This window comes from Streptomyces sp. NPDC101219, from assembly GCF_044767675.1.
Classification (GTDB): domain Bacteria; phylum Actinomycetota; class Actinomycetes; order Streptomycetales; family Streptomycetaceae; genus Streptomyces.
In genome coordinates this window covers 381,546-402,505 of record NZ_JBIWOK010000001.1, presented here as the reverse complement: position 1 = coordinate 402,505, position 20,960 = coordinate 381,546, and the positions used below count along the sequence as shown (strand labels likewise).

The 20,960-nt window shown below is 73.3% G+C and carries 17 protein-coding genes; 9 read left to right on the top strand and 8 right to left on the bottom strand.

The window, feature by feature from the left end; all coding sequences use genetic code 11:
• Nucleotides 1-30 precede the first annotated feature (30 nt).
• Nucleotides 31-546: a DinB family protein gene (locus ACIRPP_RS01930; protein ID WP_403637082.1), complete on the top strand. Its 516-nt coding sequence runs from the start codon at nt 31-33 to the stop codon at nt 544-546.
• Here ACIRPP_RS01930 and ACIRPP_RS01925 read toward each other — a convergent pair.
• From ACIRPP_RS01925 to ACIRPP_RS01910, 4 genes are all read right to left on the bottom strand, one after another.
• Nucleotides 528-1,607, bottom strand: a complete 1,080-nt coding sequence (locus ACIRPP_RS01925; RefSeq protein ID WP_403637080.1) for an adenosine deaminase — start codon at nt 1,605-1,607, stop codon at nt 528-530. The genes ACIRPP_RS01930 and ACIRPP_RS01925 overlap by 19 nt on opposite strands.
• Nucleotides 1,604-2,041 carry a VOC family protein gene (locus tag ACIRPP_RS01920; RefSeq protein ID WP_403637078.1) on the bottom strand — a complete coding sequence of 146 codons (438 nt, stop codon included), beginning with the start codon at nt 2,039-2,041 and terminating at the stop codon, nt 1,604-1,606. Before ACIRPP_RS01920 ends, ACIRPP_RS01925 begins: the two co-directional genes overlap by 4 nt.
• A gap of 152 nt (nt 2,042-2,193) precedes the next feature.
• Complete coding sequence (locus tag ACIRPP_RS01915) at nt 2,194-3,573, bottom strand: phospholipase (protein ID WP_403637076.1); 1,380 nt, start codon at nt 3,571-3,573, stop codon at nt 2,194-2,196.
• A gap of 105 nt (nt 3,574-3,678) precedes the next feature.
• A complete protein-coding gene (locus tag ACIRPP_RS01910) occupies nt 3,679-4,569 on the bottom strand; it encodes a glycoside hydrolase family 19 protein (RefSeq protein ID WP_403637074.1) in 891 nt (296 codons plus the stop codon).
• Nucleotides 4,570-4,897: 328 nt separating this feature from the next.
• Here ACIRPP_RS01910 and ACIRPP_RS01905 point away from each other — a divergent pair, with 328 nt between their 5' ends.
• On the top strand, nt 4,898-5,338 hold the full coding sequence (locus ACIRPP_RS01905; RefSeq protein ID WP_403637072.1) for an SPW repeat protein: 441 nt from the start codon (nt 4,898-4,900) through the stop codon (nt 5,336-5,338).
• A 63-nt stretch (nt 5,339-5,401) separates the two neighbouring features.
• Here ACIRPP_RS01905 and ACIRPP_RS01900 read toward each other — a convergent pair whose 3' ends face one another.
• Nucleotides 5,402-6,178, bottom strand: a complete 777-nt coding sequence (locus ACIRPP_RS01900) for a GNAT family N-acetyltransferase (protein WP_403637070.1) — start codon at nt 6,176-6,178, stop codon at nt 5,402-5,404.
• 258 nt (nt 6,179-6,436) lie between these two features.
• Between ACIRPP_RS01900 and ACIRPP_RS01895 the strand changes: the two genes are divergently transcribed.
• The 3 genes from ACIRPP_RS01895 (at nt 6,437) to ACIRPP_RS01885 (ending at nt 12,126) form a co-directional block, all read left to right on the top strand.
• Nucleotides 6,437-6,922 (top strand): nucleoside deaminase, encoded by a 486-nt coding sequence (locus tag ACIRPP_RS01895; protein WP_403637066.1) that lies wholly within the window; start codon nt 6,437-6,439, stop codon nt 6,920-6,922.
• 117 nt (nt 6,923-7,039) lie between these two features.
• A complete protein-coding gene (locus ACIRPP_RS01890; RefSeq protein WP_403637064.1) occupies nt 7,040-11,392 on the top strand; it encodes an aminotransferase class I/II-fold pyridoxal phosphate-dependent enzyme in 4,353 nt (1,450 codons plus the stop codon).
• A complete protein-coding gene (locus ACIRPP_RS01885) occupies nt 11,389-12,126 on the top strand; it encodes a class I SAM-dependent methyltransferase (protein ID WP_403637062.1) in 738 nt (245 codons plus the stop codon). Before ACIRPP_RS01890 ends, ACIRPP_RS01885 begins: the two co-directional genes overlap by 4 nt.
• Before the next feature lie 22 nt (nt 12,127-12,148).
• Here ACIRPP_RS01885 and ACIRPP_RS01880 read toward each other — a convergent pair whose 3' ends face one another.
• The gene (locus ACIRPP_RS01880; RefSeq protein ID WP_403637060.1) at nt 12,149-12,604 is read right to left on the bottom strand and encodes a chaplin; all 456 of its coding nucleotides are present in this window, start codon (nt 12,602-12,604) and stop codon (nt 12,149-12,151) included.
• A gap of 288 nt (nt 12,605-12,892) precedes the next feature.
• Between ACIRPP_RS01880 and ACIRPP_RS01875 the strand changes: the two genes are divergently transcribed.
• The 3 genes from ACIRPP_RS01875 (at nt 12,893) to ACIRPP_RS01865 (ending at nt 17,372) form a co-directional block, all read left to right on the top strand.
• Nucleotides 12,893-14,476, top strand: a complete 1,584-nt coding sequence (locus ACIRPP_RS01875; RefSeq protein ID WP_403637059.1) for an alpha/beta hydrolase — start codon at nt 12,893-12,895, stop codon at nt 14,474-14,476.
• 84 nt (nt 14,477-14,560) lie between these two features.
• Nucleotides 14,561-15,655: a chemotaxis protein gene (locus ACIRPP_RS01870; RefSeq protein WP_403637057.1), complete on the top strand. Its 1,095-nt coding sequence runs from the start codon at nt 14,561-14,563 to the stop codon at nt 15,653-15,655.
• A 307-nt stretch (nt 15,656-15,962) separates the two neighbouring features.
• Nucleotides 15,963-17,372, top strand: coding sequence for a SpoIIE family protein phosphatase (locus ACIRPP_RS01865; protein WP_403637055.1), 1,410 nt, complete (start codon nt 15,963-15,965; stop codon nt 17,370-17,372).
• Between the two features lie 66 nt (nt 17,373-17,438).
• On the opposite strand, the gene ACIRPP_RS01860 is transcribed toward ACIRPP_RS01865, so the two are convergent.
• Nucleotides 17,439-18,932 carry a hypothetical protein gene (locus tag ACIRPP_RS01860; protein ID WP_403637053.1) on the bottom strand — a complete coding sequence of 498 codons (1,494 nt, stop codon included), beginning with the start codon at nt 18,930-18,932 and terminating at the stop codon, nt 17,439-17,441.
• 232 nt (nt 18,933-19,164) lie between these two features.
• Here ACIRPP_RS01860 and ACIRPP_RS01855 point away from each other — a divergent pair, with 232 nt between their 5' ends.
• Complete coding sequence (locus tag ACIRPP_RS01855; RefSeq protein WP_403637051.1) at nt 19,165-20,298, top strand: aminoglycoside phosphotransferase family protein; 1,134 nt, start codon at nt 19,165-19,167, stop codon at nt 20,296-20,298.
• A 93-nt stretch (nt 20,299-20,391) separates the two neighbouring features.
• On the opposite strand, the gene ACIRPP_RS01850 is transcribed toward ACIRPP_RS01855, so the two are convergent.
• Nucleotides 20,392-20,889 carry a hypothetical protein gene (locus ACIRPP_RS01850; RefSeq protein WP_403637049.1) on the bottom strand — a complete coding sequence of 166 codons (498 nt, stop codon included), beginning with the start codon at nt 20,887-20,889 and terminating at the stop codon, nt 20,392-20,394.
• Between the last annotated feature and the right edge of the window lie 71 nt (nt 20,890-20,960).

Sequence of the window (20,960 nt, the reverse complement as noted above, 5' to 3'; positions counted from 1 at the left end):
CCCCGCGCGTGGATGCGCAAGGCTGGGCCCATGCATGCCAAGGACATCCTCATCGACGGCTTCGGCCGGGTCCGGGAAGAAGTCCACGCCGCCGTCGGGGGCCTCGGTCCCGAGGGGCTCGACGCCCGGCCCGCCCCCGGCGCCAACTCCCCCGCCTGGCTGGTCTGGCACCTCACCCGGGTGCAGGACGACCACGTCGCCGACGCGTTCGGGCTGGACCAGGTGTGGCTGTCCGAGGGGTGGGCGGACCGGTTCGGGCTCGGTCTCCCCCGCCACGACACCGGCTACGGCCACACCCCGGCGAAGGCCGCGAAGGTGCGGGTCGACTCCGCCGACCTGCTGACCGGCTACCACGACGCCGTGCACGCACAGACCCTCGGTGCCCTGCGCTCCCTGACCGCCAAGGACCTGGAGCGGATCGTCGACGAGCGGTGGGACCCGCCGGTGAGCCTGGGCGTTCGGCTGGTCAGCGTCCTGTCCGACGACCTCCAGCACGTCGGACAGGCCGCCTACGTCCGCGGGCTGCCTCAGACGACGGAGGCGTAGCCCGGGAGCACCACGTCGCGCAGGAGCGCGTTGCGCTCGTCGAAGGGCAGGAAGGCGCTCTTGACGGCGTTCACCGTCACCGTGCGCAGGTCCTCGGCGGTCCAGCCGGCCTCCTCGACCAGCAGGGACATCTCCCGGGTCATCGTCGTGCCCGACACCAGCCGGTTGTCGGTGTTGACGGTGACCCGGAAGCCGAGGTCCTTCAGCGCGGTGACGGGGTGCTCGGCGATCGAGGTGGCCGCGCCGGTCTGGAGGTTGGAGGTGGGGCACATCTCCAGCGCGATCCGCCGGTCCCGGACCCAGCCCGCGAGGCGGCCCAGCTTGCCCTCGGCCAGGTCCGGGATGTCGTCGGTGATGCGCACACCGTGCCCGATGCGCTGCGCGCCGCACACCTGGAGGGCCTGGTGGATGCTGGGCAGCCCGTGGGCCTCCCCGGCGTGGATGGTGAAGGGCACGTTCTCCCGGCGCAGGTGCTCGAAGGCAGCGAGGTGGTCGGCGGGCGGGAACCCGTCCTCGGCGCCGGCGATGTCGAAGCCGACGACACCGGCGTCCCGGTACGCCACCACCAGGTCGGCGATCTCCCGCGTCCGGTCGAACATCCGCATCCCGCACAGCAGCGTCCCCACGCGCACCGGGGTTCCGGCGGCCGCCGCCCTGGCCATGCCCGCGGCGAGCCCCTCCTGCACGGCCTCCACGACCTCGGGCAGGGTGAGCCCGCCCCGGGTCATGAGCTCGGGGGCGTAGCGGACCTCGCCGTAGACGACCCCGTCGGCGGCGAGGTCGAGGACGTACTCCTCGGCGGTGCGCAGCAGGCCCTCGCGGTGCTGCATGACGGCGAGCGTGTGCTCGAAGGTGGCTATGTAACGCACCAGGTCGCCGGAGTTCGCGGCCTCGACGTACCAGGCGGCCAGTTCGTCGGGGTCGGTGGTGGGCAGGGTGTGGCCGACACCGTCCGCGAGTTCCACCAGGGTGGCGGGGCGCAGACCGCCGTCGAGGTGATCGTGCAGCACGGCCTTGGGCAGACGGCGGACGATGTCGGGGGTGATGCGGGACGCGGTCATGAGCGGGGTCGTTCCTCGGCGGTCGGTGGCGTGCGGGTGGGGCGTGCGGCGGGCTGGAGCAGGTCCCAGCGGTTGCCGTACAGGTCCTGGAAGACGGCGACGGTGCCGTACGCCTCGTGGCGCGGTTCCTCCAGGAAGGTCACGCCCGCGGCCGTCATCCGGCGGTGGTCGCGGGCGAAGTCGTCGGTGTGCAGGAAGAAGCCCACCCGCCCGCCGGTCTGGTCACCGGTGCGGGCGCGCTGCCGCTCCCCCTTCGCCAGGGCGAGCAGCAGTCCGGTGCCGGCCGTGCCCTCGCCGGGCTCGACGACGACCCAGCGGGAGCCGTCGTGCCGGGGCGTGTCCTCGGCGAGCCGGAAGCCGAGGGCCTCGGTGAAGAAGCGGATCGCCTCGTCGTGGTCGTCCACGACGAGGGTGACCAGGGCGATGCGTCTCATCGGCACCTTTCCGAGTGGGATCGACCGGAGAGGTTATACGTAAAACCCACGGATGCGCCAGTCCGTGCGTGCGCGGTGGCGGGTGCCGCACGGCAAGGGGGCCGGGTCCGCGGACCCGGCCCCCTCCCGGCCGTGACGTGCCCGGGGTGCGGCTACGGGTACGTGTAGGTGTTCAGCTCGGCCACGGCGGCCGCCGGGTTGCCGCGGTCGTAGTGGTCCACGGCGAGGTAGGTGGGCTTCTTGCGGGCGGCCGGCTCGCAGAACCGGCGGGCGCGGTCGGCGAGTTTGCCGTTGTCCGTGCCGGCCGTGGCGGTGAGCGGGACGTCACGGAAGTGGTTCATGACGAACAGCGGCCGGAACCCTGGCTCGGTGCGGGTGAGCGGGAGGGTGGTCCCGGCGTCGTACCACCGGCTGTAGCAGGACCAGTCGGAGGCGCCGGCGCCCGAGCCCATGGACCAGTGGTTCTCCACCGTCCACTCGCGCTGGTACATCACGCCGAAGGTGTCCCGGGTGACGCCGCCGGCCGCGTCGGACGCGCGGGTGCGGTCGGTGAAGATCAGCAGCCGCTTCCCGGATGCGGTCAGCTCCGCCATGGTGGGCCAGCCGTTCTCCCTGACACCGGTCCGGTCGGGCCGGTACAGCACGTCGGCGAGGCCGTCGACGCGGGCGAGTTCGGAGCGGAGCACCTCCTGGTCGACGTAGTCCTCCAGGAACACGGTGACGAACTGGTCGGGGTGGGAGCGCAGGAAGTCCACGATCCGCTGGAGGTCGACCCACAGGGCGACGGGCCGGCTGACCAGGGTGCAGCTGTTGTGGCAGAGGATCGCACCGTCCGGGGTCTGGTGGATGTCCAGCATGAAACCGCGGACGCCGTCGGCGAGTTGGCGTTCGATGCCCCGGGTCTGGTTGGGGAAGAGGTTGACGAAGGGCGGGGCGAAGCCGCCGTCGACGCCGTTGGCGTAGGCGTTGTGGGTGGTGAGGAAGGTGACCTGGTCCAGGGTGCGGCGGTCCGGGGGCGGCATCGGGGCGGTGACGGGCCCGGCCGGGGTGAGGTACCAGGTGGCGAGGTCGTCCGGTCCGGCGCCGACGGTGAGCGGGGCCGGGTGGACGGCGCCGGCGGGCTTGGGGGCGACGGCGAGGCGCCGGCCGGTGCCCGGGGCGGCGAGGGTGAAGCGGTCGGCGCCCACCGGGGTGACCGTCCAGGGCGCGTCCGCCGCCGTGCAGGGGACGGTACGGGCCCGGTCGCCGCCCCGGCCGAGGCAGGTGCCGGGGGCGTCGGTGCTCTCCAGGAGGTGGGAGCCGCCGTCGGCCCGCAGCCGCCACTGCTGGCGGTCCTCGTTCCCGCGGGGTCTGTGCTGCTCGACCGCGCCGCCGCGGTCGGCCGCGTTGAAGCCGGTGACCGTGCTCTGCACGTAGTACACACCGGGCGGCGGAACCGCGTCGGCGCCGGCTGCCTGCCCGGGTGCCACGACCGTCGCGGCCAGCGCGACGGCCGCGGCGGACGCCGTCAGCAGGGCGTGGGGGGTGCGCATGGTGGATGCCCTTCGTCCGGGGACGGCCGCCGCGCGCCGGGGAGCCCGGTGCGCGGCGGCCGTCCTGATGGTCAGGTGCATGACACCATGCCGTGGCGTGCCGCGTCAGCAGTACAGGTTGCCGCCGGGTGACGTCCCGAGGATCTGGGTGAACTGCTGGTACTTGGTCACCCGGCTCTGCACCTGCGCGGGGTTCCGTCCGTCGCACTCCAGCGAGCCGTTGATGCTGCGGATGGTGTGTCCGAAGCCCGCCTGGGACACCATGGCGTTGTGCCCGGTCATCGACCCGGGACCGGTCTGGGTGTTCCAGTACCACAGGGCCGTCTTCCAGGCGACGGCCGCGTCGTTCTGCACCAGCCAGGGGTTGTTCAGCAGATCGATGCCCAGCGCGTCCCCCGCCGCCTTGTAGTTGAAGTTCCAGCTCAGCTGGATCGGGCCGCGCCCGTAGTAGGCGGCCTGGCCGGCCGGGCAGCCGTAGGGCTGTCCCCAGTCGCAGTAGTGCGGGTAGTTGGACGTGTTCTGTTCCACCACGTGCACCAGACCGCCGGTCTCGTGGCTGACATTGGCGAGGAAGGCGGCGGCCTCCTGCTTCTTCACCGTGTCGCTGCCGGTGTTCGCGAAGCCCGGGTAGGCGCTGAGCGCGGCCCTCAGCCCGCTGTAGGTGTAGAAGGAATTCCGGTTCGGGAACATCTGGTTGAACTGTGCCTCGGACACGACGAAGTCGCCCACCGGCGTGCCGGACCCGTTGTCACAGGCGTACGGCTCCCAGTACCAGGTGCTGATGACCGGGTCGTAGCCCGGATTGGCGTGCTCGGCGATGTACGCCCGGCCGTCGGTGTAGCGCACGATGTCACCGGCGTTGTACGCCTTTCCGGCCACCCAGTTCGGGTAACTGGAACACGCGGCGGCGGAGGCGGGCGCGGCGGGGAGGAGCACGGGGGCGCTGCCGGCCAGGGCGAGCACGGTGAGCGCGGCGGCGATGCGGTGTCTCGACAAGGGACCAACTCCTTTGCGGGACACGGCCGCTCCGGCGGGGAGGACATGAGGTCGCGCACCCCGCCCGCGCGCACCGGTGACCGGTCACGGGCGGTGGGGCGGCCGTGGTGGGGGGTGTGGAGACACACTCAACCGCTTTGGTCTGTACCAGTCAAGGGTATAGACCAGCCATGTGGCCGGGGTTGATCGGCCCACGCGCCCCGGCCAGGCCCTACACATAAACCAGGCCCTACACATAAAGGAGAAATAAGAGCAGAATGAGCTAACGCACGGCATTTGCCGCACACCGCCGCACAGGCGGTCAGGACTGCCAGCGAAGGAGACGACCATGGCCAACGTCTCGCACCCCAGGGGTGACATCACGGGCCACCCCGATGCCTCCGAAATGCGCGCCCGCTACGACCGGATGCTCGGCGGTCGCGATGTGGCCCTCGTGGACGGACCGGTGTTCCTGCTCGGTCTGTACTGCGCGGTGTCCCCGTGGATCCTGCACTACACGACCAGCCAGCCCGCCCTGGTGACCCACAACCTGATCGTGGGCATCGCCATCGGTCTGCTGGCGCTCGGCTTCACCGCCGCCCCGGCCCGTATGTACGGGCTCAGCTGGGCCATGTGCGCGCTGGGCGTCTGGATGATCGTCTCGCCGTGGATCGTCGGCGAGAGCCCGGACGCCGGTGTCATCTGGAACAACATCATCATCGGGGCCCTGGCCGTGATCCTGGGCGCCGTGTGCGCCGCCACGGCGGCGAGGACCAACCGGAGGACGTAACCCGTTCCGAGGTGCCCTGCCGGGGCCGGGCGGCCCGTCCGCCCGGCCCTCGCGACGCGTGGCTCAGGGGAGGTGGACGTAGGGAGTCGTGGTGGTGAGCGCGGCGAAGCCCAGGCGTTCCAGGATCGGGCGGCTCTCCCAGGAGGCGTCGACCTGGAGGTACCGGCAGCCGCGCTCCGCCGCTGTCCGGGCCCGGTGGGCGACCAGCGCGCGGTAGACGCCCCGGCCCCGCCAGGAGGGCAGGGTGCCGCCGCCCCACAGGCCGGCGAATCCGGTACCGGGGACGACTTCCAGCCGGGCCGCGCTCACCGGCTCGCCGCCGGCGAGGGCGAGGACGGCGGACACCGTGCCGGACCCGTCCGCGAGCCGGGCGAGGAGGTCGCGGCGCAGGCGTGAGCCGTCGGTGCCGAAGACCCGCTCGTGCACCGCCGCCACCAGCCCGACGCCCGCCGGGTCGGTGACCGGCACGACGTCGACGCCCTCGGGCGGTGCCGCGCCGAGGTCGAGTGCGGCGATCTCACCGATCATCAGGGTCTCGTCCGCGCCCGGGGTGAACCCGGCCGCCACCAGCCGCCGGCCGAGGTCCGCGGGCCGGTCGTGGCCGTACAGCTTCCATTCGCAGGCCCGGCCGAGACCGGTGAAGCGGGTGATCTGCTCGGCGACCACCGCATCCGCGTCCCGCTCCGTGAGCGCGGACCACAGGACGCCGTTCCAGCCGTGCTCCGGTGCGGTCTGCCGGACCACGGCCGCGGTCCGCTCGATCCGGGCGCCCGGGCCGTCGGGCCGCGCTCCCCTGCGGACCTCGGCGTCGAACAGGGCGAGAAGCGCGGCATGATCCATACCGCCCACTCCAGCACGGCGGCTCCGTCGGGGGCAACGGAAATAGCGCGCGCCCGGCCACCGGCGTCCACCGGGCCACCGCCCACGCCGGCGCCACACCGGCCCCGGCCCGCTCCGCACCCGCCGGCACCGCCCCCGCCCCGGCCGGCTCCGCTCCGGCGCCCCCGGCCGGCCGGGAACGCGTCGGGAATCACACCGCGCGGCCCGCGGGTTACCTTGATCGGCAACAGTGGTCACCCGCGTCGAGGAAGGCCGGTCATGGTCGTGAAGGAAGCCGAACTGTCGTACCTGCGCCGCTGCGTGGAGCTGGCGGCCGAGGCGCTGGAGGCGGGTGACGACCCCTTCGGCTCGGTCCTCGTGTCCGGCGACGGCACCGTGCTGGCCGAGGACCGCAACCGCACGGCCGGCGGGGACCGCACCCGGCACCCCGAGTTCGAGCTGGCGCGCTGGGCCGCGGACCGCATGACCCCGGCGGAGCGCGCCGCCGCCACCGTGTACACCTCCGGGGAGCACTGCCCGATGTGCGCCGCCGCGCACGCGTGGGTGGGCCTGGGCCGCATCGTGTACGCCGCCTCGTCCGCGCAGCTGACCGGCTGGCTCGACGAGTTCGGTGTGCCCGCCCCGCCGGTGCGGCCGCTGCCCGTCGCGGAGGTCGCCCCCGGGGTGCAGGTCGCCGGGCCCGCCCCGGAACTCACCGAGGAGATCAAGGAGTTGCACCGGCGCTACCACCGCCCGGGCGACTGACCGCCGCCGGGGCCGCCCGCTCTTCGAGATGCAGCGTCCAGGCCCCGGTGTCTACCATCGTCGGGACAGTCAGACCAGGCGACTGAGCCACCTGGTCTCCCCGATGGGGGATGGCGTATGCGCTCGCTTCCGGCGGCCCGGCTGATGGCGGGCTACACAGCGTTCGTCGCCGTGGCGACCGTCGTCTATCTGACGGTTCCGGCGACCTGTGCGCCGCTGTGGGCGGTCATCGGCCTGTCGGGCGTCGCCGCCGTGGTGGTCGGCATCCGCATCAACCGGCCCGCCCACACCTGGCCCTGGTGGGTCCTCGCCGGCGGGCTGCTCACCTTCATCGCGGGCGACACGTACTACAACGTGATGGAGGAGTACTTCGGCGCCTCCAACCCCTTCCCGTCCCCCGCGGACGCCCTCTACCTCGCGACCTACCCCCTGCTCGCCGTCGGCCTGTCCGGCCTCATCCGGTACCGGTACCCGCGGCGCGACCTGCCGAGCCTCCTGGACGCGATGATCGTCACCGGGGGGCTCGCCCTGCCGGTGTGGGTGTACCTGGTGCAGCCGCTCACCGAGGTGCAGGGGCTCACCTGGGAGCAGCGGGCGATCAGCATCGCCTACCCGCTGGGCGACATCCTGGTACTGGCGCTGCTGGTCCGGCTGCTGAGTCCGGCCCCGCTCAGCAGCGCCGACCGGTCCATCCGGCTGCTCGTGCTCGGCACCCTCACCCTGCTGTGCTTCGACATCGGCTACGGACTGCTGCAGCTGAGGGCCATGTGGCAGGTGGGTACCCTGCTGGACGCCGGGTGGATCGTCTTCTACACGGCCTGGGGACTGGCCGCCCTGCACCCCTCCATGGTCCGGCTGACCACCGCCCTCCCCCAGCGCCGCTCCCCGTCCCTGCTGCCGCCGCCCCGGCGGCTGGTCGTCCTGGCCGTGGCCACGCTGATCGCCCCCGGGATCCTGCTCTACGAGGGGGTGACGCGCACGGCGCACGACGCCACCGTGATCGCCGCCTTCTCCGCCGGACTGTTCCTGCTGGTGATCCTCCGGCTCGGCAGCATGGTGGTGGCCCACCGCCGCGCCGTCGCCCGCGAACTGGCGCTGCACGGCACGGGCGCCAGCCTCGTGTCGGCCGTCCGTCCCAGCGAGGTGGTGTTCTCCTGCGAGACGGCCGTGGACCGGGTCCTCGGACCGGGCGTCGACCACCGGACGCTGCTGCTGCCGGCCGACCGGGTGGCCGAACTCACCCCCGAGGGCAGCCGGCTCGTCACCCCCGGCAGCCTCGGCCCGGAACTCGCCGGCGCGTTGCAGGGCATGCCCGCCGTCCTGCTCTGCCCGATGACCCAGCCCGACCGCCCGGCCGAACGGGTCCCCGGGGTCCTGCTGGTCGCGGGCCCCTACCGGGCGCTGGCCGAGGCGTGGGGGCCGCTGGAGATCCTGGCGTCCCACGTCGGACTGGCGATGGAACGGCTGGTGCTCCGCCGGGAGATCATCCAGCGGGAGAGCGAGGCCTACTTCCGCACCCTCGTCCGCAACGCCTCCGACGTCATCCTGATCGTGGAGGACGACGACACCATCCGGTACGCGAGCCCGTCCGCCGCGTCGGTGTTCGGCACCGCCGACCTCGCCGGGAGCTCCCTGCCGGGCCTGCTCGACCCGGCGGACCGCCAGCGGGCCGTGCGGGAACTCGCGGCCGTGCGGGACCGGCAGTCCCGCGCCGGGCACGACCACTGGTGGGTGCGGCGGCGCGAGGGCCGCGTCGAGGTGGAGGTGCGGTGCAGCGACTTCCGCGCCGAGCGGACCGTGGCCGGGCTGGTGGTGACCCTGCGGGACGTGACCGAGCAGCGGCGGCTGGAGCACGAACTGACCCAGCGCGCCTTCCACGACGCGCTGACCGGGCTGCCCAACCGGACCCTGCTGCTGGAGCGCATCGAACGCGCCCTGCTGCGGGGCCGCCGCGAATCGTCGCTGGTGTGCCTGCTCTTCATCGACCTGGACGACTTCAAACTGGTCAACGACACCCTGGGGCACGCCGCCGGCGACGGACTGCTGGTCGCCGTGGGCAACCGGCTGTCCCGGGCGTTGCGCCGCACCGACACCGCCGCCCGGCTCGGCGGGGACGAGTTCGCCGTGCTGATGGAGGACGCCCGCGAGCCCCTGGACGCCGAGTCGCTGGCCACCCAGATCATCCAGACCCTCAGCCGGCCCTTCGAGCTCGCCGACGAGTCGGTCACGGTCTCCGCCAGCGTGGGCGTGGCCACGGCACGCGACAGCGCGGACGCGCAGGAACTGCTCCGCCACGCCGACCTCGCCCTGTACGCGGCGAAGGCGGCCGGCAAACGGCAGTGGCGGCGCTTCCGGCCCCTGCTGCAGGACCGCATGGTGGAGCGGCACGACCTGCAGTCGCAGCTGGCGCGGGCGGTGGCCGGCAAGGAGTTCACGCTGCGCTACCAGCCCGTCGTCGACATCGCGGCCGGTGAGGTCGTCGGCTTCGAGGCCCTGGTCCGCTGGCCGCACCGCTCCCGCGCGCCGATACCGCCCGAACAGTTCATCGGTCTGGCCGAGGAGACCGGACACATCGCGCCGCTCGGCTCGTGGGTGCTGGAGAACGCGGTCAACGACATCGCCGGACTGCAGCGCACCAACGGCCTGGACCGGCCCCCGTACGTGAGCGTGAACGTCTCGGCCCGCCAGTTCCGGGACGTCGGGTTCGTGGAGCAGGTCGGCGAGGCCCTGCGTACGCCGGGACTGGTGCCCGGATCGCTCCAGCTGGAGCTGACGGAGACGGTGCTGCTGCGCCACGACGACCGGATCCGCACCGTGCTGGACTCGCTGAAGGACCTCGGGGTGCACATCGCGGTCGACGACTTCGGCACCGGCTTCTCCTCCCTGCGCTACCTGCGCGACTTCCCCATCGACGTACTGAAGATCGACAAGACCTTCATCGACGACATCACGCAGGACACCCAGCAGGTGGCGCTGGTCGAGGGCATCGTGCGGATCGCCGACACCCTCGGGCTGCAGGTGATCGCGGAGGGCATCGAGGAGTCCGCCCAGCGCGACCTGCTGTCCGCCATGGGCTGCCGCTTCGGCCAGGGCTATCTGTTCGCCCGGCCCATGACGGTGGAAGAGAGCGCCCACGTCCTGCGCCGGCCCGGCCGCCGGCACTACGCGCCCGGGCCCCGCCGGGCAGGGCGGGCCGGACGTGGCGCGGACGGCGAGGAGCAGGCCGCGCGGGCCCTGCGGTTGCGGCAGCGGGCGCACCGTTCCGAACTGGACCGGCTGCGGCGCACCAGTCCGATGAGCGACGCGGTCCTGGACGAGGTGCGCGGGCGGCACATCCGCAGCGGCGACCACTGGCTGATCGACTTCGCGTCCTGCAACTACCTCGGCTTCGACTGGGACCCGGAGATCATGGAGTCCGTGGGGCCCGCCGTGCGCCGGTGGGGCACCCACCCCAGCTGGTCGCGGCTGCTGGGCAGTCCCCGGCTGTACCCGGACATCGAGGAGCGTCTGGCGGCCCTGCTGGGTGCCCCCGACACGCTGCTGCTGCCGACCCTCACCCTGATGCACTCCTCGGTGATCCCCGCCCTCGCCGACCAGGGGCACGTCTTCGTGGAGGCGACCGCGCACCGCACCCTGTACGACGGCTGCGTGGTGGCGCGGGCCCAGGGTGCCACTCTGCACCGCTTCCACGCCGAGCGGCCGGGCGAGCTGAACACCCTGCTGGACTCGGTGCCGCCGGGCACACCCCGGCTGGTGTGCCTGGACGGTGTCAACAGCATGAGCGGCAACATCCCGGACCTGCCGGCCCTGGCCGCGATCTGCCGGGCCGCCGGCGCCACCCTGTACGTGGACGACGCCCACGGCTTCGGGGTGATCGGCGAGCGCGGGCCCGACGAGCCGTGCCCGTACGGCCTGCGCGGCAACAGCATCGTGCGCCACACCGGGGAGAGCTACGACTCGATCGTGCTCACCGGCGGCTTCTCGAAGGCGTACTCGTCGCTGCTGGCGTTCCTCGCGCTGCCGACGGACCTGAAGAACCGGCTGAAGACGGCCGCGGCTCCCTACCTGTACTCCGGGCCCTCCCCCACGGCGTCGCTGGCCACCGCGATGGCCGGGCTCGACGTGAACGACCGTCGCGGCGACGCGATGCGGGCCGACCTGTACCGCAAGACGGTGCGGCTGCTCGACCACCTCGACGGTCTCGGGGTGGACACCCTGAACACCGACCGGCTGCCCATCGTGGAGATCCCCCTGGCCAACCCGGACGACATCGACGCCGTCGGCTCCTACCTGTGGGACGAGGGCATCTACGTGACGCTGGCGGCCTACCCGCTGGTGCCGCGCGACCGGGTCGGCTTCCGGGTCCAGATCACGACGCTCAACTCCGACGACGACATGGACCGGCTGGCCGGGACGCTGACCCGGCTGGCGGCACGCTTCCCGCTGCGGGCGAAGGAGCGGACGCCATGACCACACACAACGACGACGTGGACTGGGACAGCTGGCCGGTCGCCGACTACCTGGCGGAGAACTACCGCGACGTGCACCCGTCCGACGCGGCGGTCATCGCCCACCACAGCGCCTTCTACCGGCGGCTGCCACGCCGCGGTGTCGACCGGTCGGTGGAGTTCGGGGCCGGGCCCAACCTGTATCCGCTGATCCTCGCGTCGGCGGTGAGCCGCCGGATCGACGCCGTGGAGGCCGGGGCGAGCAACGTGGCCTACCTGGAGCAGCAGTTGCAGCACCGGCCGGACGCCAGCTGGCAGGAGTTCCACGCCCTGTGCCGGCGGCTCGACCCGGACGTGCCGCCGACCCTGGCGGGGGCGCTGGCGCCGGTCCGGGTGGTGCACGGCGACGTGCGGGCGCTGCCGCCCGGCGCGTACGGGCTGGCCTCGATGCACTTCGTCGCCGAGGGTGCCACCGAGGACCACACCGAGTTCGCGGCCTTCTGCCGGGCCTTCGTCCGCGCGGTGCGCCCGGGCGGGTACCTGGTGGCGGCGTTCATGGAGAACATGCCGACGTACCGCATCGGCCCGGCCTCCCGCTGGCCCGGCTGTCCCGTGGACCCGGACACGGTGACCCGGGTCTTCGCCCCGCTGACCCGTGAGCTCACGGTCACCCGTATCGACAGCGACACGACCCTCCCGGACTACGGCGACTCCGGGATGGTGCTGCTCACCGGCGTGTCCCGGGGGACGGCCTGACGCCGCCCCCTGCGGTGCGGTGTCAGCCCCGCCGGGGGCGGGAGCGGCGGTGCAGGGCGATCCCGCCGAGGAACAGGGCCGCGCCCGCTCCGGCCAGCCCGGCGGTGGTGCCGGCGGAACCGGTCTCGGCCAGCTCCGTGCGCTCGGTGTGGGGGTCCGGGTGGGGTGCCGGGAGGGCGTGCGGGGGCACCTCGGACCGCGGGGGCACCTCGGACGGCGGGGGCAGTTCGGACGGCGGGGGCGCCGCGTCCGCCTCGGCACAGCTGTTGCCCAGGGCCGGGTTGAGCAGCCCCACGGCGTTCACCGTGTTCCCGCACGCGTTGACCGACAGGTCCACCGGCAGCTCCACGGTGTTGCCGGAGACCAGGCCCGCAGACCCGGCCGCGCTCCCTTCCGCCCCGGCGTCGGCGTGCGCCGCCCCGGCCATGGCCAGCGCGCCGGACGCGGCGGCGAGGACGATCATGCCGTTCCGAGTCATCCGTCCCATCGATTCCTGCCTTCCGGACGTCGTCGCGGGCGCTCGCCCGCACCCGTCTCAACGTGAAGATCCGCCCTGGGGTACGGCTGATCCGGACGTCGTCCCATGATCACCCCCTCGGGTGACCCGCGGATCGAACCTCGGGCCAAGGCATCGAACACACGCCCGCCCGGCGGACGCCGGCAGCCCCCGCCCCCCACCCGTCCGGCCGACAGGCGGGGCCCGCGAGGCCCGCTTAGGGTGAGCGGGGGCGCCGGTTCCTGCCGCGGAGCGCTGCTGGAGGCATCCATGCTGACCAAGCTGTCCACGCGACCCCCGGTCCGCAGCTGTGCGGTGACCGGCGCGGTCGGGCTGGCCCTGCTGGGGCTGGGACTGCCCGCCGCCGGCACCCGCGGCGAGGGGGACGCCGGCCTGAGCCGGTTCTACGAGCAGCGGATCAGCTGGTCGAAGTGCGACGGCATGGAGATGCCCGCGGACCTGCAGTGCGGGAAGATCACCGTTCCCGTCGACTACTCCGCCCCCGGCAAGGGCACCCTGGAGCTCGCCCTCGCCCGGATCCGGGGCACCGGCGACCCCCGCGGCTCCGTGGTGCTCAACTTCGGCGGCCCCGGCGGTTCCGGCGTCCTGGGGCTGGCCCACGGCAGCAAGGAGTTCATGGGGCTGACCGACGACTACGACGTGGTCTCCTTCGATCCGCGCGGGGTCGGCCGCTCCGCGCCGGTCAGCTGCGGCGCGGAGGCGACGGGGCAGGCGCTGGAGGCGACCGACGGCGAGGACATGTCGGATCCGCGCGAGGCGATGGCGCAGTTGCGCAAGGTGGCCGCCGAGTGCGCCGAGCACTCCGGCCCGGTCCTCCCCCACATCGGCACCGTGGACGTGGCCCGCGACATGGACGTGATGCGTGCGGCCCTGGGCGACAGGAAGCTCAACTACCTGGGCTTCTCCTACGGGACCCGGCTGGGGGCGGTGTACGCGGCGCAGTTCTCCGACAAGGTCGGCCGGTTCGTGCTGGACGGGGTCGACACGCTGACCGAGCCGCTGTCCGAGCAGGGCCTGGCCGCCGCTGCGGGACAGCAGAAGGCGTTGGAGTCCTTCCTCACCTGGTGCACCGAGGACATCGCCTGTCCGTTCGGGCAGGACCCGCGCGAGGCGCGCCGGCAGATGCTGGACCTGGTGGAGTCGCTCGACGAGAGCCCGGTGGCGTCGGACTTCGGTTTCGAGTTCACGGGCCAGGACCTCGCCGGGGCGATAGGCCAGGGCCTGTACAGCAGGGAGCTGTGGCCCCTGCTGCAACGGGCCCTGGCGCAGCTGATGGAGGACGGCGACACCCGCGGCGTGGAGGCGTTCGCGACGGGCGGGGTGACGGCCCCGCTGCCGGTGCGCGAGCACGAACCGCTCGCCGACGAGGAGGAGATCCCGCTGGACAACCTGCCGGCGGCCCTGATGGCGGTGAACTGCGCGGACGACCCCGACCGCCCCTCCGCCGAGGAGATCACCCGGGACCTCGCGGGACTGCGCGCCCGCTACGAGCGGGCCTCCCCCGTTTTCGGTCCGTACCGGCTCGCCCAGGTGCTGATGTGCTACGGCCGGCCCCGGGGCACCGACTACATCCGCGACGACGTCAAGGACCTGGACACGCCGAAGATGCTGCTGGTGGGCACCCGTGGCGACCCCGCCACGCCGTACCGCTGGACGGTGGAGACGGCCGAGCGGCTGGGTTCGTCGGCGGTGGTGCTGGACAACCGGGCGGAGGGGCACACGGGCTACGGGTCGTCCGAGTGCGTCCAGCGCAAGGCCGACGACTTCCTGCGCTACGGATCCCTCCCGCGCGACGGCAGTTCGTGCGGCTCCGAGGAGGACGCGGCGGACTGAGCCGGGGTCTGCCGCGGGCCGGCGGGACGTGTCAGGACTTGTCCCCCCAATGCCGTACCCGGGAATCGGTTCTATGGTGCTGTCATGGAGCACGATCTGAGTCCCACGACCCTTGCCGAGCTTCGCCGTCCGCGCCCCTATCCCGCGGTGTCCGTGCTGACACCGACCCACCGGCGCGACCCCCTCAACACGCAGGACCAGGTCCGGCTGCGCAACATGGTCGCCGAGGCCAAGAAGCAGCTGGAGGCCGATCCGGCCGTCACCCGGGACCGCCGGGTCCAGGTGGTCCAGGAGCTGGACCGGGCCCTGGCCGAGGTGGACCTGAGCCACACCGAGGACGGTCTGGTCATCTTCGCCGCCCCGGGTGAGCACCAGGTCTGGTCGCTCGCCCGCTCCGTGCCCGAGCGGGTGGTGCTCTCGGACACCTTCCTGACCCGCAATCTCGTCTCCGCCCATACGGCCGAACAGCCGTTCTGGGTGCTGTCCGTCTCGGCCGACCGGGCCACCCTGTGGAGCGGGGGCGTGGACCGGGTCACCGAGGAGTCCACGGGCCGCTTCCCGCTCGAGCGCGACGAGCCGAACTTCGACCCGGAGCGGCTCGAACGGGTGGGGGACCAGCCGAGCGCCTTCCGGGACGAGGACACCCGCCGGTTCCTGCGGGAGGCCGACGCGGCGGTGGCCGACGTCCTGCGCGAGCGGCCGCGCCCGCTCTACGTCACCGGTGAACCGGCGGCCCTGTCCCTGCTGCACGACGCGGGCACGGTCACCCGGGACGCCGTGCACGTGCCGCACGGCGGACTGGCCCACGGCACGCCCGACGCGGTGTGGCAGGCCCTGCGCCCGGTGCTCGAGGAGGAGGCCCGGCGGCGCACCGAGGAGGTCACCCGTGAGCTGGAAGCGGCACGCGGGCGCAAGGAGTTCGCCGCGGGCGTCGACGAGTTGTGGCGGAGCGCCCGGGAGGGCCGGGTCGGGCTGCTGGCCGTGGAGGAGAACCTGCGGCTGACGGTGCGCGACGACGGCGAGCACCTGGTGCTCGCCGAGGAGGGCGACCTGGACGCCCGCGAGGACATCGTGGACGAGATCGTGGAGCAGTGCCTGGAGACGGGCGCCGAGGTCCGCTTCGTCCCGGACGGCACCCTGGGCGACGAGGTGGGCATGGCCGGCGTGCTGAGGTACTGAGACGGGCCGGCGGGGTTCCTCCCCGCCGGCTCCGCCATGCGCACACGCGCTCGCATGTCGAACACGTGAGTGACGGGTGGTGCCGCACCGTACGGCGCGTCAACTACGCTTCATCACATCGGAGTTGGATCGCAAGACCGGCACCACGCGGGTACCCCGGAGTAACTCCGCGAAGACGCTGACATATGCCGGGGGCACCGCCGTATCGTGTGTTGCCAAATCCCTTACGGGCCGTCGCGGGCTGTGCGACAGTCGTGACGGTCCCTTTCTCCGCCTCTGGCCGAACCGTCCCGCATCGGAGTGCGTCATGCCGTCCCCCCTCTCCGCGGACCGCCCCGCCGCCCAGCCGCCGGGACGCGGCCCCGTCGACACGCTCATCTCCCGGGCCCGGCGGCTCAAGGGCGACGTGGACGCCGTGCGGCGGGGGACACCGGCCGACGGGACGGACCCCGAGGACCGCTGGGAGCGCGCACTGTACGACCTGGCGGTCCATCAGCTCGACGACGTCGGACGGCACTTGTCGCAGTTGCGGGACGGACCGCCGCTCGCCGCCGACGACCCGGCGCCCCTCGCACCGCCCGCACTCCGGCGCGGCTCGCTGCTCAGCCGGGTCGGCAGCGCCGAGTGGAACCTCCTCACCGACGAGGCCACCTGGTCGGCGGAGCTCTACCGCATCCTGGGCCGCGACCCGTCCTCGGTCCCGCTCACCCTCGACGAACTGCCCTCGCTGGTGCACGACGAGGACCGGCCCACCCTGACCGGCATGGTCACCGACTGCCTGATCGACGCCCGGCCCATCGACGGCGAGTTCCGCGTCGTCCACCCGGACGGCGCCGTACTGACCGTGCACATGATGGGCGAACCGGTGCTCGGCGCCGACGGCAGCACCGCCTCGATGTGGGCCGTCCTGCGGGACGTCAGCGAACTGCGGCGCTGCCGCCGGGCGGTGAGCGAGAGCCGCGCCTCCCTGCGCCCGGCACCGCCGGCCGCCGAGGACCGGGTCGCCACCGAACTGCGGGAGGCCGTACGGCCGGTGTGGCGCGGCTCCCTGCGGATCCCGCACACCGGACCGGGCGCCCTGGAGGTCGCCGCCCTGTCCCTGCCCGCGTCGGCGGCGCCCCGGGTCGGCGGTGACTGGTACGACGCCCTGGAACTGCCCGACGGCACGGCGCAGCTCGGCGCCGGCGATCTCACCGGGCACGGGGTCGGGGTGTCCTCGGCCCTGGCGATGCTCCTCGGCGCCGCCCGCGCCCTGGGCACCGCGGGCACGTCCCCGGGGCCCCTGATGGCCTGCCTGAACCGGCTGACCGACGGCACGGTCCACCCGGTCCTCGGCAGCGCCGTCTGCCTGCGCTACCGGCCCGGCACCCGCACCCTGGTGTGGGCGCAGGCCGGACACCCCGCCCCGCTGCTGTTCCGCGACGGGACGGGGCGGATCCTGGACGCGCCCGACGGCTTCCTCCTCGGCGCGTCCTCCGGCGCCCGCTACGGAGAGGCGGCCGAGACCCTGGAACCCGGCGACCTGCTGCTCGTGCACACCGACGGGCTGGTTCCCGGGCACGGCCGGGCCGCGGGCGCACACCGACTGCTGGCCCTGGCCCCCCGCTTCACCCGCGCCACCACCGCGCAGGACTGCGTCCGCGCGGTCGCGCACGAGGTCGCCGGCGAGCGACGCGAGGACGACGGCTGCCTGCTGGTCGCCAGGGTCACCGGCTAGGCGGCACCCCGGGCATCTCTGCGGTCACGGCCGGCGGTGCCCGCCGCCCGGCCACCACCCCGGGGGTCACACCCGCGTGCCCTCGCCGCCCTTCCCGCGCGGCTTCGGCAGCGCGACCTCGATCTCCTCCCGGAGTTCCTCGATCCGGGGATAGCCCGCGTACTCGGCGGTCAGCCGGTACATCTCGCGCAGCCGGTCCCAGGTGCGGTGCGAGGAGTTCTGCCCCATCGACACCAGGGCGAGACGGGCGAACCGGTCCGCCTGTTCGGGGTCGTCGGCGATGAAGCACGCCGAGGCCATGGAGAGGAAGTCGAAGATCTTCGACCGCTGCTGGGCGTCGACGCGCAGCGCCAGCGCCTTGTCCGCGTAGTGCTGGGCGTGCGTCGCCGCTCCCGGCTCGAACTCCGCGAGCGTGCGGTACGCCAGCGCCTGCATCCCGTACAGGTCCGCCTCGTTGAACAGCTGCATCCAGCTCGGCGGCGGCACGTCGCCCTTGTCGGAGACGAACAGGTCCTCGGCCCGGCCCAGGGTGCGGCGCATCGCCTGCCCCTTGCCCATGGACGCCTGCGCCCACGCCTCCACGGTGTGGAACATGGCGCGGGTGCGCGGCAGGACCTCCTCGCCCGAGCCCGACTGGGCCAGCTTCATCAGGTCCATGGCGTCGTCCGGCCGGCCCAGGTGGACCATCTGGCGGGCCGCCCGGGAGAGTGCCTCGCCGGCCCGCGGCCGGTCGCCGCCCTCGCGAGCGGCATGGGCGGCGATGACGAAGTACTTCTGGGCCGTGGGTTCCAGGCCCACGTCGTGCGACATCCAGCCCGCGAGGACCGCGAGGTTGGCCGCGACGCCCCACAGGCGGCGCTGGAGATGGGGTGGGTGGCGGTAGGCGAGGATGCCGCCCACCTCGTTGAGCTGGCCCACCACCGCCTTGCGCTGGAGGCCACCGCCCCGGGCGGCGTCCCAGGCACGGAACACCTCCACGGACCGCTCCAGTTCCTCGATCTCCTGCGAGCCGATGGGGGCGGCCTCGTAACGGTCCGACCCGATGTGGTCGGCGTTCAGGGGACGGTTGAGGCCGGGAGCATCGGCCGTCAGGGCAGGGTCGGAGTGCAGCCAGTCGTGCATGGCGCTGCTGAGTGCGGAGCCCGCGGCGAGCGCGGCGCCCGCGCCCACCAAGCCGCGTCGGTTGAGCATGAGGTCCATTCCCGTGAATTCGGTGAGGACCGCAGCCGTCCGCTCGGGCGCCCACGGCACGCCGTCGGGATGTTCCGCATTCCCGTCGCGCGACCGTTTCCCCGTACGCCCGTGCCGGACCAGACCGAGGTCCTCGATGGTCACGACACGGCCGAGACGCTCGGTGAACAGCGCCGCCAGCACCCGCGGCACGGGATCGCGCGGGATCTCTCCCATGTCGATCCACCGCCGCACCCGGGAGGTGTCGGTCGCCAGCTGGGGGTGGCCCATGGCCGCCGCCTGCCGGTTGACCAGCCTCGCGAGTTCGCCCTTGGACCAGCCGGCCAGGCCGAACAGGTCCGAGAGCCGGGTATTGGGTTGTCCGCTCACGTCAAGCCCCCAGGTTCTCGGCTGAGTTGACAGTAGCCCCGGGAGAGTTGCCGGGCGACTATTCGCCAGGGTTCGCCAGGGTGCGCCAGATGGTGTGCCAGGGGGCATCGGGTGTCGAGTAGGAATGCGCCACCACGACCCGGCAGCCGCGGGGACACTCCCCAGGGTGCGCCGGGCTCCGGGCCGGGTGGTGCGATGTCGTCGCAGGCACACGAAGGGATCTGTTTCGCCCATGTACGCAGCATCGTCCTCCGTGTCCGCCCCGCCCCGGCCGCGTCCGCGTCCTTCGGACAGCGGCCCCTACCTCGCCCCCGCACGCCCGGCGGCCCCCGCCCTGGGCGCACCCAGGGCACGGCGCGCCGCGGGACCGGGCACCCAGCCGCTCAGCGGCCGGCTCGACCTCTCCGGCCCCCAGGGCGCGCAGCTGCGCACGGCGATCGCCTCGGTGCACCGCATCTGCCCCGAGTTCGCGCCGGTGCAGGTGCTGCGGCGGACCGGCCGGTCCGTCCTCCTGGTCGGCACGACCGGCCGGAGCACGGCCGTCGCCAAGTGCTTACTGGACCACTCCCCGGCCTGGTCCGAGCGGATCCGCCACGAAATAGCGGCCTACCGCTCGTTCGTCCGGCACCGCCCGCCTGTGCGGGCGCCCCGGCTGATCGCGGCGGACCCGGACAACTGCACGCTGGTGATCGAGCGCATGCCCGGCCGGGCGGCCGCGCTCCAGCGGCACCCGGTGGAGGCGCCGCCCCGGGCGGACATCAGGGCGGCCCTCGGCGCGGTCTGCCGGCTCAACGCCTGGCGGCCGCCGGCGGGCACGTTCGACGCGCCGCTGGACTACGCGGCCCGCATCGCCCGGTACCACGAACTGGGCCTGCTCACCGACCGGGACCTGGGCGACCTGCAGAAGCTGCTGCACGGCATCGCGCACGCGGCCGGGCGGCAGGGCATGGGCCAGTTCTGTCACGGCGACGCGCTGCTGTCGAACATCCTGATGTCACCGGCGGGCCCCGTACTGGTCGACTGGGAGCACGCGGGGTGGTACCTGCCGGGCTACGACCTGGCGACCCTGTGGGCGGTTCTCGGGGACGCCCCGGTGGCCCGGCGGCAGATCAGCCAGATCGCGCAGGCGGCCGGTCCGGCCTCCCGCGACGCCTTCTTGGTGAACCTGATGCTCGTGCTGACCCGGGAGATCCGCACCTACGAGACGGCCGTGCAGCGTTCGATGCAGGAGGCGACCCCGGCGGCCCCGATGGCCCATCCGGGTGCCGTGCCGTCCGGCGAGGAGCAGCGGCTGCTGCTGCGGCGGCTGCACGATGACTGCCAGCTGGCCCGCCGGGCCGTGCGCGCGGCGGTCGGCACGCGCTGACGCGGCGCACGAAGGTCCGCGGTCTGTCCGTAGCCGGATGGACCGCGGACCTTCGTGCGTCCGGCGTCGCATGCGAGGGGACGGCCCCGCCGCTCAGCTCTGCTGGAACAGCTCCGCGGGCAGGGGCTTGAGGAGGGCGTACAGGTCGTCGGTGATGGGACGGTCCCAGGCGGCGATGGTGACCAGGACGTTGTCGCTGCGGTCGAACTGCACGCAGGAGATCCGGCTCTCGGAGAGCTTCACGCGGCGCACGATCAGCAGGTTGTCGCCCTGCATCACCGGCACGTCCTCGGTGCCGACGACGGTGATGTCCTCGTCGTTCTCCAGTGCCAGCAGCAGCTGTCCGACCTCGAAGGGAATCTCGTCCTCGGGGATGTCCCGGGCGGGAGAACCCTCCGGCAGATTGCCGATGATCATGGCGGGGCCGCGGCCGCCGAACAGGTCGTACCGCAGGAAGACGCCCTGGCAACTGCCGTCGGGGGCGGGCAGCAGGCCGGCGCCGAGGTTGCCGGGCCAGTCACCCGGGTCCATGGCCAGTACGTCGAAGTCGGGCCCGGCGGGCGTGGCGCTGCGGCGGCGGAGGAACGACATGCCGCCATGGTACGTGCCCGGGCCGCGGGACGGATCGTCGGCCGCCGCCGGGCGGACGGGCCGTACGGACG

Bases quoted from the DNA above. Each gene is read 5' to 3' on its own strand.
- ACIRPP_RS01895 (WP_403637066.1), top strand. From the start codon at position 6,437: ATGGTCGTGAAGGAAGCCGAACTGTCGTACCTGCGCCGCTGCGTGGAG.
- ACIRPP_RS01930 (WP_403637082.1), top strand. From the start codon at position 31: ATGCATGCCAAGGACATCCTCATCGACGGCTTCGGCCGGGTCCGGGAA.
- ACIRPP_RS01880 (WP_403637060.1), bottom strand. From the start codon at position 12,604: ATGACTCGGAACGGCATGATCGTCCTCGCCGCCGCGTCCGGCGCGCTG.
- ACIRPP_RS01850 (WP_403637049.1), bottom strand. From the start codon at position 20,889: ATGTCGTTCCTCCGCCGCCGCAGCGCCACGCCCGCCGGGCCCGACTTC.
- ACIRPP_RS01865 (WP_403637055.1), top strand. From the start codon at position 15,963: ATGCCGTCCCCCCTCTCCGCGGACCGCCCCGCCGCCCAGCCGCCGGGA.
- ACIRPP_RS01875 (WP_403637059.1), top strand. From the start codon at position 12,893: ATGCTGACCAAGCTGTCCACGCGACCCCCGGTCCGCAGCTGTGCGGTG.
- ACIRPP_RS01900 (WP_403637070.1), bottom strand. From the start codon at position 6,178: ATGGATCATGCCGCGCTTCTCGCCCTGTTCGACGCCGAGGTCCGCAGG.
- ACIRPP_RS01890 (WP_403637064.1), top strand. From the start codon at position 7,040: ATGCGCTCGCTTCCGGCGGCCCGGCTGATGGCGGGCTACACAGCGTTC.
- ACIRPP_RS01920 (WP_403637078.1), bottom strand. From the start codon at position 2,041: ATGAGACGCATCGCCCTGGTCACCCTCGTCGTGGACGACCACGACGAG.
- ACIRPP_RS01915 (WP_403637076.1), bottom strand. From the start codon at position 3,573: ATGCGCACCCCCCACGCCCTGCTGACGGCGTCCGCCGCGGCCGTCGCG.
- ACIRPP_RS01870 (WP_403637057.1), top strand. From the start codon at position 14,561: ATGGAGCACGATCTGAGTCCCACGACCCTTGCCGAGCTTCGCCGTCCG.
- ACIRPP_RS01905 (WP_403637072.1), top strand. From the start codon at position 4,898: ATGGCCAACGTCTCGCACCCCAGGGGTGACATCACGGGCCACCCCGAT.
- ACIRPP_RS01855 (WP_403637051.1), top strand. From the start codon at position 19,165: ATGTACGCAGCATCGTCCTCCGTGTCCGCCCCGCCCCGGCCGCGTCCG.
- ACIRPP_RS01925 (WP_403637080.1), bottom strand. From the start codon at position 1,607: ATGACCGCGTCCCGCATCACCCCCGACATCGTCCGCCGTCTGCCCAAG.
- ACIRPP_RS01885 (WP_403637062.1), top strand. From the start codon at position 11,389: ATGACCACACACAACGACGACGTGGACTGGGACAGCTGGCCGGTCGCC.